This window comes from Arthrobacter sp. 05T444 (assembly GCF_056395905.1).
The window spans coordinates 63,775-88,458 of sequence record NZ_JBFTKK010000020.1; the positions used below are offsets into that span (position 1 = coordinate 63,775).

Genomic DNA, 24,684 nt, shown 5'->3' on the forward strand with positions numbered 1-24,684 from the left:
CGGAACTGCTACTGCTGGATGCACTGTCCTGACGACACTGCCGCCGAGAGGCCTGGGGCTTCGTTGACTACCGGCCGAAGGTCGATCATGGGGATGGCGAAACCCAGGGCAGCGTTGGACGTGGTCTTGGCGAAGATCACGCCGGCCACCTGCCCCCCGGTGGTCAGCAGCGGTCCGCCGGAGTTTCCCGGCTGCACGTCCCCGGCGAGCTTGTAGACCTCATCCGGAACAGGATTGTTGCCGTAGATGTCCGGCACCAGCACTGTGGAAATGCCCTGGACCGTCGCCGGCTTCGACTGGAACGGGCCACCGTGCGGGTAGCCCGCAAATGCTGCGGCAGTGCCGGCCGGAAGATCAGGACTCAGGCCCAGTGATTCTGTGGCCAGGCCCTCGACGGCAAGGACTGCCAGGTCCCGCTGGCTGTCGAAATAGACCACGCGGCCCGGTAACGCGCCGCCACCCGGAACCTCCACGACAGGCTGCGACACGCCCGCCACAACATGCGCATTTGTGACCACCCGGCCCGGCGACACAACGAAGCCGGTCCCGGTCTGGTTCTGCCCGCATTGGTAGGCGGTACCGGCGATCTTCAGGACTGAACCGGCCGCCCGGTTCAGGGCAGGGGTGTCAGTGTTGGCATTCGGCACAGGGACCTGCTGGTCCTGCCCGATGCCCTCGATCAGCCGGGGGATGCCGTCCCCGATCACCGCCGACCGCAGCTGGGCCATGGTGGCCTTGACCGGGTTGGGGGTCAGGCCGTCGATGAAGCGGATGACCCTGGATTCGGCGAGCTGCTGAGAAACGAACGGCACACCGAGGGCACCGATGCTGAACGCCAGCATGGACATGACGAGGGCGGCCACAACGAGGTTCACCGCGCCACCGACCGTCCTGTCCACGGCGCGCAGCGGTTTCAGGCGCACGGCACTGCGAATGCTGCGGCCGATCGTGGTCCCCAGCGCGTTTCCCAGCACCATCAGCACAATGGCGGTACCGATGATCGCGGTCAGCCGCCAGCCGCTGTCCTCCACAAAGTTGCTGACCACCGGCACGGAGAGGAACGCTGCGACGGCTCCGGCAGCGAAGCCGGCAATGCCGCCGAGGGTGACCAGGAACCCGTTACGAAGGCCATAGATCAGGTAGGACAGGAGCGTCAGTAACAACGCCAGGTCCAGAACAGTCAGGCCAAACACCGGGTCTCCTTCACAGGCAGCTAAGCCCCGATTCTACTGGCGGATTCTGACAATTCGCCGGTGGACGGCGGCGGCGGCCGTGTGCTCCCAGCGCCTTTTGGCCTGTTCTGCTGCCAAGTACGTCACAGAACGTAGAAAATTCTGAAACAATGGCACAAGCGCCCCAGCCGACACATTTTAATCAGGAGAATTCATGGACATCGAGGTATTGCGCCGCGCACCCCTTTTCGCCACTCTGGACGACGAGGCTTTCCGTCTGCTGACGGACGAGCTTACCGAGGTTGACCTGTCCCGTGGGGCATCTGTATTCCGCGAAGGCGATCAGGGTGATCAGCTCTACTTCATTGTGTCCGGCAAGGTGAAGCTCGGCCGTACGTCCCCCGACGGCCGCGAATCGCTGCTGGCCATCCTTGGCCCGGGTGAGCTCTTCGGCGAGATGGCGCTGTTCGACCCCAGCCCGCGTACGGCAACTGCCACGGCTGTCTCCGAGACCCGCTTGGCAGGCCTCAGGAACGAGAGCCTGAACTCCCTGCTGCGGACCCGCCCGGAGGTTTCGGCCCAGCTGCTGCAGGCGCTGGCCCGCCGCCTGCGCCGCACCAACGACTCACTGTCCGACCTTGTCTTCTCCGACGTCCCGGGCCGCGTGGCCAAGGCGCTCCTGGACCTGGCCGACCGATTCGGCCGGCCGGCCACCGACGGCGTCCTCGTTGCACACGAGCTCACGCAGGAAGAGCTGGCACAGCTCGTCGGCGCCTCCCGAGAAACCGTGAACAAGGCCCTGGCCGAGTTCGTCCAGCGCGGCTGGCTGCGCCTCGAAGCCCGCGCCGTAGTGATCCTGGACATGCAGCGCCTCCGCCAGCGCTCCCGCTAAGCCAAATAACAAAGCCGCCCCGGTATCAACCGGGGCGGCTTTTTGTTCTTAAGTCACCAAGGTCGGAGAACGCCCCTCCGCCTCCGCTGGTTGAGCCTGTCGAAACCAGCGGGCCGGAACCTTGATCTCGACAAGCTCGATCAGCCGTAATCAGAGCGTCACCGAACAGGCAACAGGAACTGCGAGAGCGTCACCAAAAAAGCGACAGGAACCGCGAGAGCGTCACCGTTCCCGCTGGGGCTCGTGGGCCACGGTCTTCGCGGCCTCGACTTCGAGCATGAGCGTCCCGTCTTCCTGGACCAGCCGGGGCTGGTACACGTGCGGGGTGCGCTTGTAGCTGAGGTAGGCGATGCAGCCGTTGGCCGCTGCCATCTTCTCGAGCATGATTTCAGAGCCGGGAACCAGGAGCTGGCCAAGCGTGAGGGCCACGGTGTTTTCCTGGCCCACCTCGTCGCCGAGCGCCGTCGTGTCGCGTTCGCTGACAACTTTGGTGGCGCAGACCCAGCGGCCCCACACGCCCTTGCTGGCCAGGACGGTGGGCTGCTGGTTCATGGGAACAGTGGCGGCGAAGTAGCGGGTATTGAAGCGGCGGTGTGCAAAGTCCGGGCTGAGCCAGTTCACGAGCGGCTTCAGCAGGTCCGTGCGCAGCGACAGGCCCCGCTTGGCGAGCACCTCGGTGAAGGACTTTTCCTGCGAAGCCACGGCTTCGCGCACTTTCATCCATTCGGGCGTGGTTGTTCCCTCAACGGTGGAGGACAGGTCCGGACCGGCCAGGAGCACGCCGGTCTCTTCGAACAGTTCCCGGACGGCGCCCACAACGTGGCGGCGCGCCAGCCCGACGTCGTCCGTTCCCATCTGCTCGGCCCAATGCTGGGGCGAGGGGCCCAGCCAGCCGAGTGCGTCGTCGTCGGACGCTTCCAGGGACCCGCCGGGAAAGGCGAGGACGCCCAGCGGCGAAGACCCGGGCCGGTAACCGAGCCAGGTCTCCAGACCGGTGGGCGAATCACGGAGCAGGACTACCGAGGAGGCGAACCGTGCGGCGCGGGGCGTCCGTTCGCCGTGATCGATCCAGCTTTGTGCCGCCCCTTCGAGCTCGGGGGGAAGAACAAACAGGCGACGTGCTAGCTGGGGCAAGGAAGTGACCGGTCCTTAGCTGAATTCAGCGATCAGTTCGACTTCAACGGGAGAGTCGAGCGGCAGGACAGAAACGCCGACGGCGGAACGGGCGTGCTGCCCCGCGTCACCAAGCACCCGGCCAAGTAGTTCGGAGGCACCGTTGATAACGCCCGGCTGGCCGGTGAAGGACGGGTCCGAGGACACGAAGCCCACCACCTTGACGATGCGGGTGATGCGGTCGAGGTCGCCGATGACGCTCTTGACGGCGGCCAGCGCATTGACCGCACAGACGGCGGCGTACGCCTTGGCGTCCTCGGGGGACACCGTGGACTCGTCCGATGTGCCTTCGGTGCCGGCGGAAACCTTGCCGGTAGCTTCGAGTTTGCCGTCAATAAACGGCAGCTGCCCGGAGGTGTAGACGTGGTTGCCGGAGATGACGGCCGGCACGTAGGCGGCCACGGGCGCGGCCACTTCGGGGAGCGTCAGGCCAAGCTCGGCGAGCCGCTGTTCGACGGCGGAAGACGGCGCCGTTGCAGCGCTGGAAGCGGTTTCCTGGGGCGTGGTCATGCTACTGCTTCTCCCTCTTGAGGTAGGCAACCAGACCGTTGCCGTCGGGGCCGGGGACTACCTGGACAAGCTCCCAGCCATCCTCTCCCCACTGGTCCAGAATCTGCTTCGTGGCGTGGATTATGAGCGGAATCGTCGCGTACTCCCATTTGGTCATGAACTCAAGCCTAGTCCTTGCCGGTAAACTGGAGAACATGGCGACTGGTAAGAACCCTATATTCGACACGGCCACCACCCTCGGAAAGTTATTAGCCTTCCTTGGCGTGAGCGCTATTTGTGGCGTCCTGGTGGCCGGCCTGCTGGTTCCGGCGGCGGCCGTTTCAGGCAGCTCGGCCAGTGGCTCAATCGAATTCTTTGACACTCTCCCGGCGGAGCTGCAGGTGGACCCACCCAGCCAGTCCACCAAGATCCTGGCGAAGGACGGGAGCGTCATCGCCAACCTGTTCGCGGAGAACCGCACCCGCGTTCCGCTCGAGCAGATCTCCCCCTACATGAAGAACGCGGTCATCGCCATTGAGGACAGCCGGTTCTACGAGCATGGCGGCGTGGACACCACCGGCATCCTCCGCGCCCTCGTCGCCACGGCGCGCGGCAACAAGCAGGGCGCGTCCACCATCACGCAGCAGTACGTTAATAACGTCCTCAACGCCTCGCTTGAATCCGAGGGCCGCGGCGAGGACATCAAGCTCAACGGCGTGAACAAGGGCGTGGGCGACAAGCTGCGCGAAATGAAGCTCGCCATCGCCCTGGAAAAGAAGTTCACCAAGGAACAGATCCTTGAGGGCTACCTCAACATCGTGTTCTTCAACCGTGACGCGTACGGCATCGAGGCCGCGTCGAAGTTCTTCTTCAGCACGACGGCCAAGAACCTCACGCTCCCCCAGGCAGCGCTGCTGGCCGGCCTCGTCAACAGCCCGTCGGCCTTTGACCCCATCACCAATCCGGACAACGCGAAGGTCCGACGCGACCTCGTACTGAACGCCATGTTCAAGCAGAACAAGATCACCAAAGCCCAGCACACCGCAGCTGTCGCCACCCCGGTGACCACCAAGGTCACCCCCGCGCGCCAAGGCTGTGCCTACTCACCCACGGCCCCCTATTTCTGCGACTACGTCCTGCACCTGCTGCTGAACAACCCGGCGTACGGCGCGGACGCGAAGGAACGCGAAAAGAAGATCTTCCGCGGCGGCCTCACCATCAAGACCACCCTGGATCCCAAGGCGCAGAAAGCCGCCCAGGACCAGGTCAATGCCTCCGCCGGCACCAACCCCGACAAGTGGGGCGCAGCCCTGGTATCGGTCGAGCCCAAGACCGGCCGGATCACCAACATGGCCCAGAACACCTCGTGGTTTGCGGGCAAGGGCAAGTTCGACTCCCAGATCAACTTCAGCGTGGACCAGTACGACGACCAGGGCAACGACCTCAACGGCCTCGGTGGCGCGCAGCCCGGCTCCACGATGAAGCCGTTTACCTTCGCCGAATGGCTGGACGAAGGCAAGTCGATGAACACCATCGTCAACGCCGCCCAGCGCCGCTACCCGCAGGACTTCCCGTGGCGGAACACCTGCTCCACGCCCACCGTCGGCTGGTACGACAGCACTAACGGCACCGATGACCTCCAGAACGCTGAAGAGGGCTATTACCGGAACATGACGGTGCTCGACGGGCTGAAGAACTCCATTAACACGGCCACGTTTGCCTCAGCTTCCCAGGTTGACCTGTGCGGCATCCAGAAGGTCGTGGACGCCGTTGGCCTGCACGGCGGCCTGCCGGTCCGCGACAAGGAAACCAACGCGGTGGTCGACGCAAACCCCAAGGTCACCATGACCACGCTCGGCAACCTGCTCGGCTCGACCCAGACGGCTCCGCTGACCATGGCCAGTGCATTCGCCACATTCTCCAATGACGGAAAGTACTGCGCTCCGATCGCCATCACGTCCGTGACCGACCAGACCGGCGCCCAGCTCCCGGCACAGTCGACCGCCTGCCGGGATGCCATCAAGCCCGAGGTGGCCCGGGGCGTGAACTATGCACTGCAGAAGGTCCTGAACGAGGGATCCGGCTCGCTCATCCAGCCCCGGATTTCCACCCAGACCACGTTCCCCATCGCTGCCAAGACGGGTACGTCCAATAACAACGGCTCAACCTGGGTGGTAGGACACACCACGGGCCTCGCCACGGCTGCCTGGTTCGGCGACGCCCTGGGTTCGCAGGACCGTGCGGGCCAGAATGTCACAATCAACGGCAAGTTCTACACCGGCATTGACGGTTACATGATCGCCGGGCCGATGTTCTCGCAGTTCATGTCCCAGATTGCTCCGACCTACGGCACCGACCCCTTCCCGGAACCGCCGTCCAACCTGCTGTACGGGACCCCGGAGTTCCAGCCGTCCGTCCCCGTGCCGGACAACCCGCAGCCCCCGAGCGACACCGGTAATAGCACGGGCGGCACCACTGGCACCACCGGCGGCAACACCGGAAACGGCAACAACACCGGAAACGGGAACGGCAACGGCAACGGGAACAAGGGGAACGGCTGACAGTGATCGACACGTCACTCATGGCAAGCCGCGCGCGAAGCATCGCGCGCGGCTTTGCCGTTACTGCCGCCGCCGGATCTGCACTGGGCCTCGCCGCCGCTGGCTACGGCCTGTGGGAGAAGAACCAGTTTGTCCTGCGGGAAGAATCGCTGCCCATCCTGCCTGAAGGCCAGGATCCGTTCCGGATACTGCACCTGAGTGACATCCACTTTGTTCCTGGGCAGAACGCGAAGGCCGAATGGCTCCGTTCCCTGGCCGAGCTGAAACCGGACCTCGTGGTGAATACCGGCGATAACCTCAGCCACGCCAAGGCTGTGGATCCGCTGCTCTCTGCCCTTGCCCCCCTGATGGAATTTCCCGGCGTCTTTGTTCCGGGATCCAATGATTACTACGCTCCGCGGCTCAAGAACCCGGCTGCGTACCTGCTGGGGCCGTCAAGGGAGCAGCGGGATTCCGAGGTGCTCGACTGGCCGCGCCTCCGCGCCGGCTTCGGCATGGGCGGCTGGGTGGACCTGACCAACCGCCACCAGTCGATTGTGCTCAGGGGCATGCGGTTCGATTTCTCCGGCGTGGACGATCCCCACCTGAAGCGCGAGCGCTATGCGGGCTGGCCCAGGGGCACCAGGGGCCAGGACTCGAACGCCCACCTGCGCGTGGCTGTTATCCATGCCCCATACCAGCGTGTGCTGGACCATTTCACTGAGGACGGCGCCGACCTGCTCCTCGCCGGCCATACCCATGGCGGCCAGCTGTGCATCCCCGGGTACGGTGCCATCATTGCCAACTGCGACATCCCCACGTGGCGTGCGAAGGGCCTGCACGACTGGCAAAGCAACGGCCATACGACGCCGGTCAACGTCTCCGGGGGCATCGGCACCTCGCGCTTCGCCCCTGTCCGTATCGCCTGCAAACCCGAGGCCGTCCTGCTGACCCTTGCTCCCCGGGCCTAGCCGCCGAAACGGCCAGGCTCGACGCCCCACGACCTCCGAAACCATGTGTAGCGCGGCACTCATGGCATAGGGTAGTTGCTACGGGAAACTACATTCGCACTTGAGTTCAAGAAGCGGGCATGGCCAAGCAGACTTCGTTTTTCAGATCCATCAGCCGTCTCTATCCCCATGTGAAGCCGATCCTCCCCCGGCTGTTCATGGGTCTGTTGTGCGCACTCCTTGCCAGCGTGGTGGCACTCACCATTCCCCAGGTCCTGCGGGCACTCGTCAATGACTCACTCCGGCCTGGGGCCACTGCGGACGCGGTGTGGTCATCTGCCGGAGTCATCCTCGTCCTAGGGATCGCCGAGGCAGGGCTCGTGGCCCTGCGCCGGACCTTCGTCATCAACCCGGCCACCACGGTAGAGACGCGCATGCGAGTGTCCCTTTATGGCCGTCTGCAGGATCTCACCGTTTCCTTCCATGACCGCTGGGGCTCCGGCCAGCTGCTCTCACGCGCCATGACGGACCTGAACTTCCTGCGGCGCTGGATGGCCTTCGGTGCCATCATGCTGGTGGTCACTACGCTGACCGTGGTGATCGGCGTGGTGGTGATGTTCACCATGAGCTGGCAGCTTGCCCTCATCTTCCTGGCCGCGGCCGGCCCCATCATGTTCTACAGCTTCCGCTTCAGGACCCGCTTCAGCAAGGTGGCCCGGCGCAGCCAGGACCAGGCTGGCGACCTCGCCACCACTGTCGAGGAGTCCGTCCACGGCATCCGCGTGCTGAAGGCCTTCGGCAGGAGCCGCGAGGCGCTGGAAACCTTCAACGGCCAGGCCGAAGAGCTCCGCCAGACCGAGATCGCCAAGGCCAGGCACCAGGCCACGTTCAGCATGGTGGTTACGCTCCTGCCCGAACTGGCCCTCGGTGCGGGACTCGTGGTGGGCATCATGCTGGTGGCGGCAGGCCAGCTCAGCATCGGCACGCTCGTGGCGTTCTTCGCGACAGCGGCCGTCATCGCCGCGCCCGTGGAGTTCTCCGGAATGCTGCTGGCCATGGCCCTGACCGCCAAGAGCGCCCTTGATCGCCACTTCGAGGTCATGGACACCCGCAACACCATCACCAGCCCGGAGCGTCCCGCGCGGCCCGCCGAGCTGCAAGGTGCGCTGAGCTTCAACAACATCACCTTCGCTTTCGAGGACGCCCCGGACAAGCCCATCCTCAAGGGCATCACCCTGGACATCCGCCCTGGCGAAACCATGGCGCTGGTGGGCATCACCGGCAGCGGCAAGAGTGCCCTGCTCCAGCTCGTTCCGCGCCTCTATGACGTCACGGACGGGTCCATCACCATCGACGGCGTGGACCTGCGCGACTTCAGCGTCGAAGAACTGCGCAGCGTGGTGGGTGTGGCGTTTGAGGACACCACACTCTTCTCCAACTCCGTCCGTGACAATGTGCTCCTGGGCGCCCGGACCGGTGTAGGAGCCGGTGTCCCCGACGCCGGCAACGACGAGCTGGAGGCCATCCTTGAAGAGGCGCTTGACACCGCCCAGGCCCACTTCGCCTACTCCCTGCCGGAGGGACTGGATACCCTGATCGGAGACGAGGGGCTGAGCCTCTCCGGAGGGCAGCGGCAGCGCATCGCCCTGGCCCGGGCCATCGCCGCCAACCCCCAGGTGCTGGTGCTCGACGATCCGCTGTCCGCCCTGGACGTCAACACCGAGGAACTCGTGGAAAACCGCCTGCGGCAAGTACTTGCCGGCACCACCACGCTGATCGTCGCGCACCGCCCGTCCACCGTGGCGCTGGCCGACCGGGTGGCGCTGCTCAAGGACGGCCGGATTGCCGCCGTCGGAACGCATGCCGAACTGCTGGCCACCAACGACCACTACCGCTACGTCATCGCCAGCCTGGAGACCGAGCCACGGGACCTCGACTCCGAACTTTCCGCCCTCGAGGACGACGCTGAGGAGTCCATCCGATGAGCACCGCAGCGTTCGGTACCGCGAACGAGGACAATGCCCACCTGAGCAAGAGCGACAGCAAAGCCGTACGACGGCGGTCGCTCGCCTTACTGGCCACGCTGATCCGTCCCGTCCGGCTCCGGTTCTGGCTCACCATCGCCATGGTGGTCCTGTCTCAGGCGGCCCGCGTGGCCGGACCGGCCTTGATTGCGTTCGGCATCGACCACGCGCTGCCGGCCCTGCAGGGCGGTGACAACCTCCCCTTGGTGATAACCGGCGTCGCGTATCTCGCGGCGGCGGTGGCGACCGCCGTCCTGACCGCCCTCTACGTCACGTCCACGGCGAAGCTCAGCCAGGCCATGCTGCTGGACCTGCGACTCTGGGTGTTCCGGCACACGCAGCGGCTCAGCCTTGAGTTTCATGAGAAATACACCTCCGGCCGGATCATCGCGAGGCAGACGTCAGACTTGGAGGCCCTCCGCGAGCTCCTCGATTCCGGGGTCAGCTCGCTGGCGTCCGGGATGCTTTTCATGGTGTTCACGGCGGTAACGGTCTTTGCCCTCGACTGGCGCAGCGGTCTGATCGTGGTGGCGGCCGGCGTTCCGATGTTCCTGCTGGCGCGCTGGTACCAGAAGCATTCGCAGATCGCGTTCCGTGAGTCGCGGGTGGTGTCCGCCCGCCTGATCGTGCATTTTGTGGAGACCATGACCGGAATCCGTGCGGTGAAGGCCTTCCGGAAGGAACGCGAAAACGCGGCGCGGTATGGGGAACTGGCCGAGGAATACCGGAAGGTGACCGTCCGGTCGATCAACCTGAACGGGATCTTCCAGCCCGGCCTGGTGCTGATCGGCAACGTCTGCGTGGCGGCGGTGCTGCTGTTCGGCGGCTTCCGCGTCCTCAACGGCGACCTCGCTGTGGGTGTGTTGCTGGCGCTGATGCTGTCCACGAAGCGCTTCTTCCAGCCCGTGGACCAGATGGCCATGTTTTATAACTCCTTCCAGAGCGCCCAGGCGGCGCTCGAAAAGGTGTCCGGACTGCTCGAAGAGGTGCCCACCGTCCGCCCGCCCGGGAACGCGGTGGCCCTCCGCGATGCCCGCGGCGCCGTCGAGTTCAAGGACGTCGAGTTCCGCTACGGAAGCGGCCCCCTCATCATCGCAAGGCTCAACCTCGCCATCCCCGCCGGCCAGACGGTGGCACTGGTGGGGCAGACCGGCGCAGGCAAGTCCACCCTCGCCAAACTGATAGCCCGCTTCTATGATGTCTCCTCCGGTTCCGTTACGCTCGACGGCGTGGACCTGCGCGAGCTCAGCACCGCGGACCTGCGGCGGAACATCGTGATGGTCACCCAGGAGGCGTTCCTGTTCAGCGGCTCCGTGGCGGACAACATCGCCCTCGGCCGGCCGGAGGCGTCCCGCGAGGAAATCGAGGCAGCGGCCAAGGCAGTGGGTGCGCATGAGTTCATCGCCGAACTCCCCGAGGGCTACGACACGGACGTCAACAAGCGCGGCGGCCGCGTCTCCTCGGGGCAGCGCCAGCTGATCAGCTTCGCCCGCGCCTTCCTGGCGCGGCCGGCCGTCCTGATCCTCGATGAGGCGACGTCCTCCCTGGACATCCCCTCCGAGCGGCTGGTCCAGAACGGACTGGCCCGGCTGCTGCGGGGCACGGACGACGACGCCGGCACTGCCGTCTCCGGCGCCGACGCCTCCCCGGGAAACGGCACCAGTGACGACGGCGGACACCGTGATGCCGGACGCACGGCGCTCATCATCGCGCACCGGCTCTCCACGGTGGAGACAGCCGACAGGGTCCTTGTGGTCCACGATGGCCGCGTTGTGGAAGACGGCACTCCGGAGGAGCTGATTGGCGGCGGCGGCCGCTTCGCGCAGCTGCACGGAGCCTGGAAGGATTCGCTGGTCTGAGGCCCGGCGCCGAAGGCCACCTGCCGGGTCCCCCCGCCTTTGGAGGAGGACGACGGCGGGTTCCGCCCCTTGCGAGCCGAAACCCGCCAAAGGTGGGGAAACCAGCGGCCGCCGCGCTCTGCCGGGCCGTAATGCTGGCGGTCCTGGCCTCGATTTCGCATGTGGCCTCTGTATCGGCTATTCTTGTAAAGTTGCTTTTGCAGCGGATCGGGATGTAGCGCAGCTTGGTAGCGCGCTTCGTTCGGGACGAAGAGGTCGCAGGTTCAAATCCTGTCATCCCGACCAATAAAAGAGGGTCTCCCCAGGGAGGCCCTCTTTTTTCATCTTTGGCTGCATCCTCCGCCGGGTTCAGAACCCTTGGTTGGTGATATTCTGCCGCGCCTGCCCGTCGCCCAGCAGGGGAATCCTGACCCGGTTCGAGCCGTCGTCCTCCAGGTAACCGCCCCGGCTCTCGTAGGTTTGGACGGAGTTCACGTAACTGTGGCGCAGCCGCAGGCCGACCACAAAGAGCACCAGGGACTCCAGCAGCGCCGCGATGCCGACGATCCCCGAGACAAAGGACCCGGCGTCGGCCGTTCCGCTCAGCACGCCGGCCACCGATGTCCCGGCCACCGCTGCCACCAGCAGCGAGGTGCCGGCGATGCTCCACAGGACGTATGCCCGCTGCAGCCCGTTGGCTCCGTGCGTCTTTGATCCTTGGCGCTGGGTTCCCTGACGCTTGGTTCCCTGTCGCCTGATTCCCTGTCGCTTCACAATGTGTCCCTTCATGTGACGGCCGCAACGTGGTGGAAAGAAAACGGCCCCGGGACATGGTTCGCGCATGTCCCGGGGCCCGGTTTCCGAAAAAGCCTTGCTACATCGGATCCGGCCAGTTGCCAATCGTGGCGGGGGAATCCATAGGATCGGGCCAGTTGCCGATGGTGGGCTTGTTCACGTCCTTCACGCGCATGGGATCCGGCCAGTTGCCAATGGCAACCGCGGAGCCCGCATTATCAACAATAGAACCGGCAGACAGAACGGCCGGAGCCGTGGCGGAGAATGCAAGTGCCCCTGCCAGAACGGCAGCGGCTGCAATCTTCTTCAACATGTGAGTTCCTCAATACGAGTCGGTTTCGTTACATAGTCAGCACAGTCCTTGTTGACATACATTGTAAAATGTTTTCCACAGGGGCTGTCAAGCATTGTGTACAAAGACTGTCCGGAATGAGGAGGAATCCCGTGGGGAACGGATTCGGAGAGAAGCTCCGAGCAGAGCGGCTCGAGCGCGGCCTGACCCAGGCGGAACTGGGCAAGGACCTTTACTCCCCCAGCTATATCTCGCTGCTTGAAACGGGCCGACGGGAACCGACCGCAGACGTCATCGAGGAGCTTGCCCGCCGGCTGGAGCTCGCGCCAAAGGCGCTTGAGGCCTGGAGCCAGCCTATCTCGGTCAGCGACGCCGAATACGTCCTGGCGGGGCTGTACGCCCGGCAGGCCTGGGACCTGCGTGACTACGCGCTTGCCGCCGACCATGCTGCCACCGCCGCGCGCATCGCCCTCGAAGGCAAGAACACCAGCGCCTGGTGGAACATGACCTACATGCAGGCCGAATGCCTCATGAAGCAGGGCCAGCTCAAAGAGTGCCAGAAGATCATGGAGCACCTCTCGGAGCATCCTATGGCCACCGAGTCCGCCGGCCTCGGAGTGCGTGCCCGGCAGATGCTCGCCGCACTGTGCCACGGACAGGGCCAACTGGCGGCCGCCGTCGAGCATGCCCAGAAGGCCGTGGAACTGTGCGCCCAGCTTCCCAAGGGCTCCACGCTGATCATCGGCGCACTCCGCGCCCTGATCGGCGCCCTCGCCGAGAGCGGCCGGCTGGACGAGGCCTGGAAGTACTGCCAGGACATGAACGAGCAAATGGACGAGAACTCCATGTCCCAGCTGGCCGGCGAAGTGGCCTGGGTGATCGGGAACGTCGCCTTCATGCGCCACGACTACCCCGAGGGCATCAAGCACCACGAGCGCGCGGCCAAGCTGCTGTCCCCTGCAAACGACATCGATCTTTGGGCCCGCTTCAACAAGGCCTCGGCCGCCGTCCGGCTCTCGTCCGGGATCGTGGAACCCGAGACCCTCTCCGCCATTGAGCGCGCCGAGCTCGCGCTGTCCATCGTGGGCGGCAACAAGACGGACCAGCTTGAGGTGGCCTTCATCCGTGCCCGTTGGCTCTACCTCACCGGCGATATCGTGGCGGCGGTGCAGAAGCTGCGCGAAATTCACGCCGAGCGCAGCGCCCTTGCCAAGCACACCGCGGGCGAGGTGTCGCTGCTCCTGGGCAAGTCGCTCAAGGCCGCTGGCGAATCCGAGGAAGCCCTGGTGCTCCTGCAGGAAGCCCAGCGGGAGTTCAGCGGGGCCGGCGCGCAGGACCGCGTGCAGCAGGCCTTGGACGCCATGCTGGAGATCAGGCTCGCGCAGCGCCGGGCCGAGGCAGCCGAAGCCAGCTAGGACCGGCCGCCCTCCGGAACGGAGACTTGCTCCGACCCGGAGGGGACCGCTCCGAGACGGAGGGGCGGCCGCCGTTACGCGAACGTCCGGCCGGTGAGCTTTTCGTACGCCTCAACGTAGCGCGCACGGGTGCGCTGCACGACGTCCGCAGGCAGGGCCGGAGGCGGTGTGTCGGAGGCCCTGTCCCAGCCCGACTCGGCGGACGTCAGCCAGTCGCGGACATACTGCTTGTCGTACGAGGGCTGCGCCTGGCCGGGCTTGTACGTTGAGGCATCCCAGAACCGCGAGGAGTCGGGAGTGAGGACCTCGTCGCCCAGCGTGATGGCGCCCGTGACGACGTCGTAGCCGAACTCCACCTTGGTGTCAGCCAGAATGATGCCCCGCTCACGGGTAATTTGCTCGGCCTTGGTGTAGATCTTCAGCGTCAGTTCGCTGAGGCGTCCGGCGATGTCATCGCCCACCATGGACGCCACGGCGTCATAACTGATGTTTTCGTCGTGCTCACCTACCTCGGCCTTGGCCGAGGGCGTGAAGATCGCCTTCGCGAGCCGGGAGCCGTCCACGAGTCCCTCGGGGAGCGGGATGCTGCAGACGGTGCCGGACTGCCGGTACTCCACGAGGCCCGAGCCGGTGAGGTAGCCGCGGGCAATGCATTCCACCGGGAACATCTCGAGCTTCTTGCAGATCATGCCGCGGCCTTCCACCGCCGCGGGCACGCCGTCCTCCACAGTGGACGCCAGAACGTGGTGCTCGACCTCCAGCTGGTCGAACCACCACAGGCTCAGCTGGGTCAGGATGGCGCCCTTGTCCGGGATTTCGCTGCTGAGCACGTGGTCAAAGGCGCTGATGCGGTCGCTGGCCACCACCAGCACGCAGTCTTGCCCGAACCGGCTGTTGATGGAGTCGTCCGCCGGTTCGTACAGGTCCCGGACCTTGCCCGAGTAGGTGTGCTTCCAGCCCGGAAGCTCCAGGGTGGACGTGTCCAGGCCGCGCTTGGGGGCGGCGGTGTTCTCAGGTTCTGCCACTGTCATGCCTTCGCTTTCGGGGCGGAGGCTGCCTGGGCAGAGGAACTGCCGGACGCCACCTTGATTTCACCGCGGGCCGCCTTGCCGCCAATGTCGCGGCGGAACTGGGCGCCTTCGAGCTGCACCAGCTCAACGCCGTCGTAGGCCTTTTCCCGGGCCTCCACGAGGTCGGAACCAAGCGCGACCACCGCGAGGACGCGGCCGCCGGCGGAGACCACTTTGCCTTCGTCGTCAAGCTTCGTCCCGGCGTGGATCACGTGGACGCCGTCAAGCTCGTCCACCTTCTTGAGCCCGCGGATGCGGTCGCCGGTACGCGGGGTGTCGGGGTAGTTTTCGGACGCAACGACGACGGCGACTGCAGTCTCCTTGGACCAGCGCAGCTCTTCTGCCTGGTCCAGTTCGCCCCTGGCAGCCGACAGCAGCAGGGAACCGAGGGGCGTCTTCAGCCGCGCGAGCACGGCCTGAGTCTCGGGGTCGCCGAAACGGACGTTGAACTCGATGACGCGCGTGCCGCGGGAAGTCAGGGCCAGGCCGACGAACAGGACGCCGACAAACGGGGAGCCGCGGTGTGCCATTTCGTTGACCGTAGGCTGGGCCACCCGGTCGATGACTTCCTGGACCAGGCCTTCGGGCGCCCATTCCAGCGGGGTGTACGCGCCCATACCGCCGGTGTTGGGTCCTTCGTCGTTGTCGAAGATGCGTTTGAAATCCTGCGCCGGGGACAGCGCCACGGTGTTGCGTCCGTCGCAGAGGACAAACACGGAAACCTCGGGACCGTCCAGGAATTCCTCGATCACCACGGTTCCGCCGGCGTCGAAGCAGGTCTGCGCGTGAGCCAGGGCTTCATCCCGGTTGTTGGTGACCACCACGCCCTTGCCTGCGGCCAGCCCGTCGTCCTTGACCACGTACGGCGCGCCGAAGGTGTCCAGGGCGGCTGCGGCTTCCTCGGCGTTGCCGGCCACCAGCGCCATGGCGGTGGGAACACCGGCTTCAGCCATGATCTGCTTGGCAAACGCCTTGGACGCCTCCAGCTGGGCGGCGGCCTTGCTCGGCCCGAACACGGGAACCCCGGCGGCGCGGACCGCGTCGGAAACGCCGGCGGCGAGCGGAGCCTCGGGGCCCACCACCACGAGGTCGACGTCGAGCCGGGTGGCGAGAGCCGCCACGGCATCCGGATCGTTCCCGTCGATCGCGTGCGTGGGGACGAGCCGGCTGATGCCGGCGTTGCCCGGAGCCGCGTGGACTTCGGAGACGTTGGGGTCTGCAAGCAGGGAACGGACAATGGCGTGTTCGCGGCCACCGGGGCCAATGACGAGTACCTTCACAGTCTCCAAGGGTACTTTGTGGACACCGCTGGTTCCTAAGCTATGTCGTGCCGCCCCGCGCTCCGGCGTCCCCGCACGCATTGGAACCGCGCCGGAACAATCCCGCGGGCCGGCCGCTACGAACCAAGGGCATGAAGAAGCTGATGAAGTGGCTCAAGGGCCCCGCCGCACTGGCGGCGGTGGCAGGGGTGGCGGCGGCCGCCGTCGTTCTTTCCGTTGCGGAACTGATCGGAGCGTTCTTTACTGCGCGGGCAACGCCCGTGATTGCCCTGGGCTCCACGTTCATCGACTTCACGCCGCCGTGGATGAAGGACTTTGCCATCGCCACGTTCGGCACCAATGACAAGGCTGCGCTCTTCGTTGGCATGGGCCTGACCATCTTCCTGCTCGCTTGCGTACTGGGCGTGGTGGCATACCGGAAATGGGCGCTGGGCGTGGCCGGGGTGCTGCTGATGGGCTCAGTGATCGTGGCGAGCGTGGTGACCCGGGCCAGCGTGAAGCCGGTCGACGCCATTCCGACTCTCCTCGGGACCCTCGCCGGACTGGTCGTGCTGCGGCTCCTGATCTCCCGGCTGTGGCGGCTTCACTCCTTTCCCGATGCTCCGGCTGGCGTCGCGGCGAAGGAGCCTGAACGCCCCGCAACAACGCGGCGGGCGTTCTTCGCCGCTACCGGCCTTACTGCAGTGGCGGCCGGCATCGCAGCTACCGGGGGACGGCTGCTGAGCGCCGCGCGAAGCAACGTGGCCCAGGCGCGCGGGTCGCTGCGGCTGCCTGCCCCTGCCAAGGTCGCCCTTGCAGTGCCGGCCGGGGTTCAGTCCGCCACACCGGGCGTCACGCCGTGGCTTACGCCAAATGGTGACTTCTACCGGATCGACACCGCCCTGAGCGTGCCGGAAATCAACGCCGACGAGTGGGAGCTCCGGGTGCACGGACTCGTGGAGCAGGAGGTCCGCCTCACGTTCCAGGACCTGCTCGACGCCGAGCTGATCGAGTCGCATGTGACCCTCACCTGCGTGTCCAATCCGGTGGGCGGCAACCTCGCCGGCAACGCGAAATGGCTCGGGTTGCCCCTCCGCGAAGTCCTCAAGCGGGCCAGGCCAAAGGACGGCGCGGATATGGTCCTCTCCACCTCCATCGACGGGTTCAGCGCATCAACGCCGTTGGAGGTCCTGCAGGACGACCGCGACGCCATGCTCGCCATCGGAATGAACGGTGAGCCGCTGCCGCTGGAGCACGGCTACCCCGTGCGCATGGTGGTCCCCGGACTGTACGGCTTCGTTTCCGCCACCAAGTGGGTAGTGGACCTCGAAGTCACACGCTTCGCCGACAACAGGGCGTACTGGACGCAACGCGGCTGGTCCGAACGCGGTCCCATCAAGACCATGGCCCGGGTGGAGGTGCCCAAGTCCTTCGCCGTGGTCAAGGCCGGACGGGTGTCGATCGGCGGCACGGCGTGGGCGCAGACCCGGGGCATCACCAAGGTGGAGGTCCAGATCGACGGCGCCGAGTGGGCCGAGGCAGTGCTGTCCGACGAAGCCTCCGTGGTCACGTGGCGGCAGTGGTCCTTCGACTGGGATGCCAAGCCGGGACCGCACTACATCAGAGCGCGCGCCACGGACGGGACGGGCGAGGTCCAGACGGAAAAGCGTGCCGATCCCGTGCCGGACGGCGCGTCCGGCTGGCAGTCCGTGATGGTCACGGTCGAGTAGGGCCGTGCCCAGGCACGCCGTCCGGCAGGCTGCCCGGATGCCCGGTACGGCCTGCCGGAACAGGTCCCGGGGAATGCCAATCCGGCACCATAGACTGGGGCCATGCCCCTAACTTCGCATGCCACATTCTCTGTGGAGTCCGCCGTCGAGCTCGCGGTCGTTGAACGGAGCGGATTTGTCGAATCGCGGCACATTGGGGCGGCAGTGGTCCTGGCGGCGGACGGCACGGTGGTCACGCAGCTGGGCGACATCACCACCCCGATCCTGGCCCGGTCAACGCTCAAGCCGCTCCAGGCCCTGGCGTCCATGCAGTCCGGGGTTCCGCTCCGCGGCGCGCAGGTGGCGCTCGCCTGCGCCAGCCACACCGGGTCGCTGGACCACATGGACGTGGTGGAAGGAATGCTCAAGGCCGCCGGCGTCAAGGAGGACCAGCTGCAGTGCCCGGCCGCGTGGCCGCAGGACGAGACGGCCCGCACCTGGCTCACTCGCTCCGAGAAGGGCAAGTCACGGCTGGCCTACAACTGCTCCGGCAAGCACGCAGCGTTCCTCTGGGCGTGCATGGAGAACGGCTGGGACAAGCACAGCTACCTCGAGCCGAACCACCCCCTTCAGCAGCGCATCCGCACAGTGATCGAGGAATTCTCGGAGGAGAGGATCGCCCACCTGGGCATCGACGGCTGCGGCGCCCCTGTCGCTGCCATTTCCCTGACGGGCTTGGCCCGCGCATACTCCCGGCTCGCCAAGGCACCCGGCGACAAGAACTCCAACGCACGGGCAGCCACGATCGCAACGTCCATGCTGGACTACCCGTGGGCGGTCCAGGGCAGGGGCGAAGCCAACACCATCGTGATGGAGGAGCTGGACGTCATTGCCAAGATCGGTGCCGAGGGCGTGCTGGTCATGGCCACGCCGCAGGGGGTCTCGGCGGCCGTGAAGGTGCTCGACGGCAACCTGCGTGCCACCTCGCTCGTGGCCCTGACCATTCTGGCTGCCGCCGGCGCCGTGGACATTCCGGGAGTGTCCAGCGTGCTGGAGAAGGTTGTTGAGCCGGTCCTCGGCGGCGGCCGCCCGGTGGGCAAGATCAGGCTGGGCCACGCTGTCTCGGCCCTGCTGGACTAGGCACTTGGCCGCGCAGGCACACTCTTACTTCCACAGCAGCAAAGGAGGCGGCGATGGCAGTAGCCCGGCGCAGGATTGACATCGACGAAGGCAAAGCGGCACTGGCCAGCTGGCTGGAAGCGGGCCAGCCGCCGTCGGGCACTGCCGTTCCCCGCCCGGTGATCGCGACGGCGGTGCGTTACTCCCTGGAGGAGGTCACCGCCCGGGCGCCCGGCAACTCGGTGGAGGTCAGGGTTCCGCCGTTCGGCGTCACGCAGTGCGTTGAGGGGCCTCGCCACACGCGCGGCACTCCCCCGAACGTCATAGAGTGCGACGCCGCCACCTGGCTGGCCATGGTGACCGGCCAGTTGGGCTGGGCGGACGCGGTGGACGCCGGGCGCGTGGCGGCTTCCGGTCTTCGCGCCGATCTCTCGGCGCTGCTGCCGCTGTAGGGCGGTTCCGGACATCCGCCCCGGTTTCGGACATCCGCATGCAGGAACCCCGGTGCGGATGTCCGGTTCCGTAGCGGAAGCCGGACCCGCACCGGGGCTGGACAAGGTTAGTGATCTGCTGGCTGCCGCTATTCGTGGTGGATGGCGGCTGAGCTTCCGGTGGCCGATGATGTCCTGGTCATCTGGAATTCGGGGATCTCGTCCGGGTTGGGCCCGCCGCGGAACTTGGGTGACGGCTGACCGCCTCCGCTGATCCGCTCGAGCTCCTGGTCCTCGAAGTCATCCTCGACGCCGAGCATGATGGCCGAGTCGTGATTGGTGATTTCACCGCGGAACGCGCGGACCATGACGCTGCGGTCGAACTGGCCCTCCCATTTGGAGACCACGAAGGTGGCCACGCAGTTGCCGAGGAGGTTGACCACAACGCGCATGGAGTCCATCAGACGGTCGGCGCCGAGGAGGAGTGCCACGCCTGCCACAGGGAAGATCCCGAGTGCCGCCGCGGTTGCGGAGAGGGCGAGGAAGGACGATCCGGGGACGCCGGCCATGCCCTTGGAGGTCAGCAGCAGGACGCCGAGGGCGGCGAGCTGCTGGCCGAGGTCCAGGTGGTGTCCGAACGCCTGCGCCAGGAACAGCAGCGAGATCGAAAGGTAGATCGCGGCGCCGTCGAGGTTGAAGGAGTAGCCGGTGGGAACCACAAGACCTGTGGTGGCCCGGGAGCAGCCGGCGTTGGTCAGCTTGGTCATGATGCGCGGCATGACGGCCTCGGTGGAAGCCGTGCCGAGGGCCAGCAGGAACTCCTCGCGGGTGTACTTGAGGAACTGCCAGAGCGGGACCCGTGCGATGCCCCAGGCCACGAGGAACAGGAGGCCGATGAAGACCAGGGCGGCTCCGTAGCAGGCGGCGATCAGTTGCGCATAGGTCCCGAGCGTATCGAGACCGTACTGGCCGATGATGAACGCCATGGCACCGAACGCGCCGATCGGGGCCACCTTCATGATCCAGGACATGATCTTGAAGATGAGTTCGAGGACGGTCTCCATGAGGCTGATGACCGGCATGCAGCGCTCGCGGCCGATGACCACGATTGCGGCGCCGAAAAAGACCGAGAAGAAGAGGACCTGCAGCAGGCTGTTGCTGGCGAAGGCCCCGATGACGCTGGTGGGGATGATGTCCAGGATGAAGGACGCAGCGTCCTTGGGCACGGCGTGGCCGGTTTTGGCGTCCAGCGCCTCCTGGGACAGCGTGCTCGGATCAATGTTCAGGCCGGCGCCGGGCTGGACAAGGTTGCCGACGATCAGTCCGAAGACCAGGGCGAAGAGCGTGGCCGCTGTGAAGTAGAGAAGTGCTTTGACTCCTACCCTTCCGACCGCCTTGACGTCGCCTACGGCTGAAATTCCGGTGACAATCACCAGGAAAATCAGCGGCGCGATGATCATCTTGATGAGCTGGATAAAGCCGTCACCGAGCGGTCTCAGCTGGGAGCCAAGGTCCGGCCAGAAATGCCCTATGAGAACACCTGCCACGACGGCGATCAGAATTTGGAAGAAGAGCGACCTGTACAGGGGCTTCTTCTTCGACGGCACCGAACTCGCCTTCAGCGCCGAGGAATCTGGGATCTTCATTGATCTGTACCTATTCAATCGGGAACAGCCCCGGAAATTGGGGTCTGATTCAAAAGTAACCCCGCTCACACTATTCCGCAAGGGGAAAATGAGTTTTCGCAATGTGGAAATATGCGTCCGTGTTCGGGCATGCAAAAACCGCCACGTTTTCGGACATCCGCACCCGGGAACCGCGGTGCGGATGTCCGCTTGCGTAGCGGAAAAGGTGGTTTCTTCTGCTAGCCCCGCCCGATGAAGGGCATGCCGGCGGCGGTGATGACCACGGAGCCCACGCTGGCAGTGGGCGGCATTCCGGCCATTAGCAGCACAGCCCGCGCGGCGTCCTCCACGGGGAACATGGGCTCGACTTTCCGCGTGCCGTCGGCCTGGAGGGCGCCGGAGCCGACGCCGATGGTGTCCATAATTTCGGTGGCGGTATTGCCGATGTCGATCTGCCCGCAGGTGATGCCGAAGGCGCGCCCGTCCAGCTCGATGCTCTTGGTCAGGCCTGTCATGGCGTGCTTGGTGACGGCGTAGGCCACTGTGCGGGGGCGGGGCGAGTGCGCGGAGATGGACCCGTTGTTGATGATGCGCCCGCCCTGCGGCGCCTGGGATTTCATGGCCCGGACGGCCGCCCGGGCGCACAGCAGCGAACCGGTCAGGTTCACGGCAACGGTCGCTTCCCAGTCCGCGAGGCTGATCTCGTCCACCGACGCCGCCGGGCCGAACACGCCCGCGTTGTTGAACAGGACGTCCACCCTCCCCCACCGCTGGAGGACGGCCGCGAAGAGGCGCTCGACGTCGTCGGGCAGCGTGACATCGCAGGGTACCGCCAGCGCGTCCGGGTGGCTGCCCGCCGTTTGGAGCAGCTGCGCCTCGCGGCGTCCGGCCAGGGCCACCCGGTAGCCTTCCGCCAGCATCTGCCGGGCCACTGCCCTGCCGATGCCGGAACCGGCCCCGGTGACGACGGCGACCCGTCCAGGCTGTGGCGCTGCAAACGGCGTTGCAGGCGGTGGCGTTGCAGGGGGTGTTGCAGGCGGCGTTGCGGTCATGGGGGTACTCCTGTGGGATGCGGGCGGCCTACAAGGCGGGCTTAGTGGGTAGCGGGAACATCCGCCGCCACCAACGGCCAGCCTATGACGGTCTTGGGCCGAGGCGTGGCATAAGTCCGCACCTTGGAGGTTGAAAGCCGCATCCGGACCAGGGATTCCGCGATGGTCACGGCGGCCGCCACGCCGTCCACCACCGGCACCCCGGCCCGCTGCCGGATCTTTTCGTCCAGGCCCGCCATGCCGCCGCAGCCGAGGACGATCACTTCGGCCTTGTCCCCGCGGACTGCCAGCAGCGCCTGTTCGATGATGGCCTCGACGGCACGCCCCGGCTCCTCCTCCAGCTCCAGGACGGCCATGCCGCTGGCCCGCACAGAGGCGCAGCGCGCATCGAGCCCGGCCAGTTTCAGCCGGTCCTCGATGAGCGGCACGGCGCGGTCCAGGGTGGTGATTACAGAGTACTTGTGGCCGAGGAACATGGCCGTACTGGCCGCGGCCTCGGTGATGTCGACCACCGGAACGTCCAGGAGTTCCTGCAGCCCTTCCCTGCCGTGCTCGCCGTAGCCGGCCTGGATGACGGCGTCGAACGGTTCCGGGTAGTTGACCACACGGTCCATCACGGCAATCGCGGCGAGGTAGCTTTCAAAGTTCCCTTCACAGGAGTCGGCACCGAACCTCGGGGTGAGGCCGATGATCTCCGTTCCCGGTGCCGCGATGCTGCGGGCCTGGGCAGCGATGGAGTCGGTCATGGACTGGGTGGTGTTCACATTCGCAACGAGAATACGCATGGATTTCTCCTGGGTGGCGGGTCGGCGGTCAGTGGGTGCTGGAGACGGCGATCGATTCGCCGTCGACATCTTCGAACCGTTGCTTGCGGTCGGCGGCCAGGTAGTAAGTCAGCGCACCGACGCCCGCGCCGAAGAACCAGGCGAACGGCGCCGCCGCTTCGAGAGCCGGCACAAAAGCGATGAGAATCGCGATGGCGGAGGCCGGCAGGAGTGCGGCGATCGCCTTGGGATTGACGCCCTTCTTGTAGAAATACGCGCCGCGCGGGTGGTCGCTGTAAAGCTCCGGCACGTTGACCTTGCCGCGGCGCAGCAGCCAGTAGTCTGCCATGACCACGCCGAACAATGGACCAAGGAGGGCGCCCAGTCCGCCCAGGAAGTACACGATCACGAGCGGGTTGTTGTAGAGGTTCCAGGGCAGGATGACCAGGCCGATGGTGCCGCTGACCCAGGCGGCCTTCCGGAAGTTCAGGTGCTTGGGGAAAAGGTTGGTGAGTGCATAGACCGGGGCCACGAAGTTGGCCATCAGGTTCACAGCGATGGTCAGGATGAGGATGGCGAGGCAGGCCAGGACCAGGAAGAGGGTGTTGGGAATGCTCTCGACGATGTCCGAGGGAGTTTCGATGATGGTGCCATTGATCTTGTACTGACCGCCAGCCAGGACCACCACGATGGCGCCGAAGAGGAGCATGTTGATGGGAATGCCCCAGAAGTTGCCGCGGACGATGGATTTCTTGGACTTGGCCGACCGCGTGAAGTCGCAGAAGTTCAGGACGAAGGTTCCGTAAATGGAGACCCAGAGGGCGCCGCCGGCGAAAATTTTGCGCCACATTTCGCCGCCTTCCAGACCCCGGATGCCCGTCCACTGGATGGAGCCGCGGGCTTCGATGAAGACCCACACGGCCAGCAGGACCATGGTCAGCAGGATGATCGGTCCGGCAAAGGCCTCGTACTTGCGGATCATTTCCATGCCGAAGCTGACGATCACGAGCTGGACGATCCAGAGAGCCACGAACGCGGTCCATCCCAGGGTGGACAGGCCCAGTATGGAGTTGCTGTCCAGTTCGTGCAGCGACGGGATCATGGCCACGAGCATCACCCGGAGCACCACGGACGCGAGGAAGGTCTGGATTCCGAACCAGGCCACGGCCACGGCTCCGCGGACCAGGCTCGCGAGCTGGGCGCCGCGGATGCCGAAGCTGATGCGGCTCATGACCGGAAAGGGCACGCCGGTCTTCTGGCCCATGAAGCCGGAAAAACTCAGCAGCACAAAGAGCAGGGCGGCACCGATGCCCAGGGCCACGAGGATCTGCCAGCCGCCGAGACCCAGCGAAAACAGCCCGACGGCGAACGCATAGTTTCCGAGGCTGTGGACGTCGTTGGCCCACAGCGTGAAGATGCTGTACGCCGTCCAGCGCCGGCCTTCCCGCTTGGTCGGGGCGAGGTCCACGTTGTAGAGACTCGGGCTGATGGTGCGGCCGGAGGCGGCACTGGCTGTTTCGCAAAGGGCTTCGACGCCCGTTGCCGGATGGATCGGCTGGCCCGACGACACTGTCGGTGCGGGAGCCGGTTCGACGCCGACTGATGGGGTCGTCTGCATCTGGATCTCCAGTTCTGAGGGAAGGTGAAGTGGGAAGCCCGAGGCTTCCGAAGAGCGAATTCCATATTATGGAAATCACATCTTGAAAAGTGGAATAACTGTATGACCTGGGTCACGCCAGGGTCAAGGTCGCCCTGCTTCTGCGCGCAGTCATAATCGGTCCGCAAGAGCCAGCCGCACTTCGGCGCCGACCCGCCGGATGGGCCGCCTTGACCGGCACCTGCACGTCGGCCTAATCTCGAATAGCAAGAATGTTTTCTCACAATACGAAAACATCGCCCCAACATTCAAAGATGAAACGAGGCTGCCGTGGCTGCAGGAGAAGATACCTCCCATATCCTCAGCGGGTTGACTAACCAGCTGCCTGATCGTGATCCGGAAGAGACCGCCGAGTGGGTTGAGTCCCTGGATTCGCTGATCAGGGAACAGGGCACCGAGCGTGCCCAATACATCATGC

General features: G+C 65.6%; 21 protein-coding genes and 1 tRNA gene. 10 read left to right on the plus strand and 12 right to left on the minus strand.

Annotated elements, in window-relative coordinates; genetic code table 11:
* Positions 1-8: 8 nt before the first annotated feature.
* Entirely contained in the window at positions 9-1,193 is a 1,185-nt protein-coding gene (locus tag AC1DD3_RS17420) for a MarP family serine protease (RefSeq protein ID WP_230119367.1), read from the minus strand.
* A gap of 193 nt (positions 1,194-1,386) precedes the next feature.
* On the opposite strand from AC1DD3_RS17420, the gene AC1DD3_RS17425 reads away from it, so the two are divergent.
* Positions 1,387-2,064, plus strand: a complete 678-nt coding sequence (locus tag AC1DD3_RS17425) for a Crp/Fnr family transcriptional regulator (RefSeq protein ID WP_205652417.1) — start codon at positions 1,387-1,389, stop codon at positions 2,062-2,064.
* Between the two features lie 222 nt (positions 2,065-2,286).
* Here AC1DD3_RS17425 and AC1DD3_RS17430 read toward each other — a convergent pair whose 3' ends face one another.
* From AC1DD3_RS17430 to AC1DD3_RS17440, 3 genes are read right to left on the minus strand one after another with little or no spacing between them, the layout of a single operon-like run.
* Positions 2,287-3,198, minus strand: a complete 912-nt coding sequence (locus AC1DD3_RS17430; protein WP_476882152.1) for an NUDIX hydrolase — start codon at positions 3,196-3,198, stop codon at positions 2,287-2,289.
* A 15-nt stretch (positions 3,199-3,213) separates the two neighbouring features.
* Positions 3,214-3,747: a RidA family protein gene (locus tag AC1DD3_RS17435; protein ID WP_476882153.1), complete on the minus strand. Its 534-nt coding sequence runs from the start codon at positions 3,745-3,747 to the stop codon at positions 3,214-3,216.
* A gap of 1 nt (position 3,748) precedes the next feature.
* Positions 3,749-3,904, minus strand: a complete 156-nt coding sequence (locus tag AC1DD3_RS17440; RefSeq protein ID WP_009359196.1) for a DUF4177 domain-containing protein — start codon at positions 3,902-3,904, stop codon at positions 3,749-3,751.
* Positions 3,905-3,941: 37 nt separating this feature from the next.
* Between AC1DD3_RS17440 and AC1DD3_RS17445 the strand changes: the two genes are divergently transcribed.
* The 5 genes from AC1DD3_RS17445 to AC1DD3_RS17465 all read left to right on the plus strand — a co-directional run bounded on the left by AC1DD3_RS17445 (position 3,942) and on the right by AC1DD3_RS17465 (position 11,384).
* Positions 3,942-6,287 carry a transglycosylase domain-containing protein gene (locus AC1DD3_RS17445; protein ID WP_476882154.1) on the plus strand — a complete coding sequence of 782 codons (2,346 nt, stop codon included), beginning with the start codon at positions 3,942-3,944 and terminating at the stop codon, positions 6,285-6,287.
* A gap of 20 nt (positions 6,288-6,307) precedes the next feature.
* Positions 6,308-7,237, plus strand: a complete 930-nt coding sequence (locus tag AC1DD3_RS17450) for a metallophosphoesterase (RefSeq protein ID WP_230119391.1) — start codon at positions 6,308-6,310, stop codon at positions 7,235-7,237.
* 119 nt (positions 7,238-7,356) lie between these two features.
* Positions 7,357-9,201: an ABC transporter ATP-binding protein gene (locus AC1DD3_RS17455; protein WP_476882155.1), complete on the plus strand. Its 1,845-nt coding sequence runs from the start codon at positions 7,357-7,359 to the stop codon at positions 9,199-9,201.
* Positions 9,198-11,099, plus strand: a complete 1,902-nt coding sequence (locus AC1DD3_RS17460) for an ABC transporter ATP-binding protein (RefSeq protein WP_476882156.1) — start codon at positions 9,198-9,200, stop codon at positions 11,097-11,099. Before AC1DD3_RS17455 ends, AC1DD3_RS17460 begins: the two co-directional genes overlap by 4 nt.
* A 208-nt stretch (positions 11,100-11,307) precedes the next feature.
* Positions 11,308-11,384 (plus strand) — tRNA-Pro (locus tag AC1DD3_RS17465).
* A 63-nt stretch (positions 11,385-11,447) separates the two neighbouring features.
* Here the strand turns inward: AC1DD3_RS17465 and AC1DD3_RS17470 are convergent.
* Positions 11,448-11,852, minus strand: coding sequence for a hypothetical protein (locus AC1DD3_RS17470; RefSeq protein WP_476882157.1), 405 nt, complete (start codon positions 11,850-11,852; stop codon positions 11,448-11,450).
* A 100-nt stretch (positions 11,853-11,952) separates the two neighbouring features.
* Positions 11,953-12,186 carry a hypothetical protein gene (locus tag AC1DD3_RS17475; RefSeq protein WP_230119374.1) on the minus strand — a complete coding sequence of 78 codons (234 nt, stop codon included), beginning with the start codon at positions 12,184-12,186 and terminating at the stop codon, positions 11,953-11,955.
* Positions 12,187-12,317: 131 nt separating this feature from the next.
* On the opposite strand from AC1DD3_RS17475, the gene AC1DD3_RS17480 reads away from it, so the two are divergent.
* On the plus strand, positions 12,318-13,580 hold the full coding sequence (locus AC1DD3_RS17480; RefSeq protein WP_230119375.1) for a helix-turn-helix domain-containing protein: 1,263 nt from the start codon (positions 12,318-12,320) through the stop codon (positions 13,578-13,580).
* A 74-nt stretch (positions 13,581-13,654) separates the two neighbouring features.
* On the opposite strand, the gene AC1DD3_RS17485 is transcribed toward AC1DD3_RS17480, so the two are convergent.
* Together AC1DD3_RS17485 and purD are read right to left on the minus strand one after the other, a co-directional pair.
* The gene (locus AC1DD3_RS17485) at positions 13,655-14,605 is read right to left on the minus strand and encodes a phosphoribosylaminoimidazolesuccinocarboxamide synthase (RefSeq protein WP_230119376.1); all 951 of its coding nucleotides are present in this window, start codon (positions 14,603-14,605) and stop codon (positions 13,655-13,657) included.
* Between the two features lie 2 nt (positions 14,606-14,607).
* The gene (gene purD / locus AC1DD3_RS17490) at positions 14,608-15,930 is read right to left on the minus strand and encodes a phosphoribosylamine--glycine ligase (RefSeq protein WP_476882162.1); all 1,323 of its coding nucleotides are present in this window, start codon (positions 15,928-15,930) and stop codon (positions 14,608-14,610) included.
* Between the two features lie 131 nt (positions 15,931-16,061).
* Between purD and AC1DD3_RS17495 the strand changes: the two genes are divergently transcribed.
* From AC1DD3_RS17495 to AC1DD3_RS17505, 3 genes are all read left to right on the plus strand, one after another.
* A complete protein-coding gene (locus AC1DD3_RS17495) occupies positions 16,062-17,639 on the plus strand; it encodes a molybdopterin-dependent oxidoreductase (protein WP_476882158.1) in 1,578 nt (525 codons plus the stop codon).
* 102 nt (positions 17,640-17,741) lie between these two features.
* Positions 17,742-18,758 (plus strand): asparaginase, encoded by a 1,017-nt coding sequence (locus AC1DD3_RS17500; RefSeq protein WP_230119378.1) that lies wholly within the window; start codon positions 17,742-17,744, stop codon positions 18,756-18,758.
* A 53-nt stretch (positions 18,759-18,811) separates the two neighbouring features.
* Positions 18,812-19,189 carry a sterol carrier family protein gene (locus AC1DD3_RS17505; protein ID WP_230119379.1) on the plus strand — a complete coding sequence of 126 codons (378 nt, stop codon included), beginning with the start codon at positions 18,812-18,814 and terminating at the stop codon, positions 19,187-19,189.
* A gap of 128 nt (positions 19,190-19,317) precedes the next feature.
* Here the strand turns inward: AC1DD3_RS17505 and AC1DD3_RS17510 are convergent, their stop codons facing one another.
* The 4 genes from AC1DD3_RS17510 to AC1DD3_RS17525 form a co-directional block, all read right to left on the minus strand.
* Complete coding sequence (locus AC1DD3_RS17510) at positions 19,318-20,814, minus strand: cation:dicarboxylate symporter family transporter (RefSeq protein WP_230119380.1); 1,497 nt, start codon at positions 20,812-20,814, stop codon at positions 19,318-19,320.
* 218 nt (positions 20,815-21,032) lie between these two features.
* Positions 21,033-21,845: an SDR family oxidoreductase gene (locus tag AC1DD3_RS17515; RefSeq protein WP_230119381.1), complete on the minus strand. Its 813-nt coding sequence runs from the start codon at positions 21,843-21,845 to the stop codon at positions 21,033-21,035.
* Positions 21,846-21,886: 41 nt separating this feature from the next.
* On the minus strand, positions 21,887-22,630 hold the full coding sequence (locus AC1DD3_RS17520) for an aspartate/glutamate racemase family protein (protein ID WP_230119382.1): 744 nt from the start codon (positions 22,628-22,630) through the stop codon (positions 21,887-21,889).
* Between the two features lie 28 nt (positions 22,631-22,658).
* The gene (locus tag AC1DD3_RS17525; RefSeq protein ID WP_476882159.1) at positions 22,659-24,227 is read right to left on the minus strand and encodes an NCS1 family nucleobase:cation symporter-1; all 1,569 of its coding nucleotides are present in this window, start codon (positions 24,225-24,227) and stop codon (positions 22,659-22,661) included.
* Positions 24,228-24,684 lie beyond the last annotated feature (457 nt).

Excerpts from the sequence above, each read along its gene's own strand:
- AC1DD3_RS17425 (WP_205652417.1), top strand. The coding sequence starts at position 1,387 with ATGGACATCGAGGTATTGCGCCGCGCACCCCTTTTCGCCACTCTGGAC.
- AC1DD3_RS17510 (WP_230119380.1), bottom strand. The coding sequence starts at position 20,814 with ATGAAGATCCCAGATTCCTCGGCGCTGAAGGCGAGTTCGGTGCCGTCG.
- AC1DD3_RS17445 (WP_476882154.1), top strand. The coding sequence starts at position 3,942 with ATGGCGACTGGTAAGAACCCTATATTCGACACGGCCACCACCCTCGGA.
- AC1DD3_RS17435 (WP_476882153.1), bottom strand. The coding sequence starts at position 3,747 with ATGACCACGCCCCAGGAAACCGCTTCCAGCGCTGCAACGGCGCCGTCT.
- AC1DD3_RS17475 (WP_230119374.1), bottom strand. The coding sequence starts at position 12,186 with ATGTTGAAGAAGATTGCAGCCGCTGCCGTTCTGGCAGGGGCACTTGCA.
- AC1DD3_RS17495 (WP_476882158.1), top strand. The coding sequence starts at position 16,062 with ATGAAGAAGCTGATGAAGTGGCTCAAGGGCCCCGCCGCACTGGCGGCG.
- AC1DD3_RS17450 (WP_230119391.1), top strand. The coding sequence starts at position 6,308 with ATGGCAAGCCGCGCGCGAAGCATCGCGCGCGGCTTTGCCGTTACTGCC.
- AC1DD3_RS17520 (WP_230119382.1), bottom strand. The coding sequence starts at position 22,630 with ATGCGTATTCTCGTTGCGAATGTGAACACCACCCAGTCCATGACCGAC.
- AC1DD3_RS17440 (WP_009359196.1), bottom strand. The coding sequence starts at position 3,904 with ATGACCAAATGGGAGTACGCGACGATTCCGCTCATAATCCACGCCACG.
- AC1DD3_RS17525 (WP_476882159.1), bottom strand. The coding sequence starts at position 24,227 with ATGCAGACGACCCCATCAGTCGGCGTCGAACCGGCTCCCGCACCGACA.
- AC1DD3_RS17455 (WP_476882155.1), top strand. The coding sequence starts at position 7,357 with ATGGCCAAGCAGACTTCGTTTTTCAGATCCATCAGCCGTCTCTATCCC.
- AC1DD3_RS17500 (WP_230119378.1), top strand. The coding sequence starts at position 17,742 with ATGCCCCTAACTTCGCATGCCACATTCTCTGTGGAGTCCGCCGTCGAG.
- AC1DD3_RS17515 (WP_230119381.1), bottom strand. The coding sequence starts at position 21,845 with ATGACCGCAACGCCGCCTGCAACACCCCCTGCAACGCCACCGCCTGCA.
- AC1DD3_RS17505 (WP_230119379.1), top strand. The coding sequence starts at position 18,812 with ATGGCAGTAGCCCGGCGCAGGATTGACATCGACGAAGGCAAAGCGGCA.
- AC1DD3_RS17460 (WP_476882156.1), top strand. The coding sequence starts at position 9,198 with ATGAGCACCGCAGCGTTCGGTACCGCGAACGAGGACAATGCCCACCTG.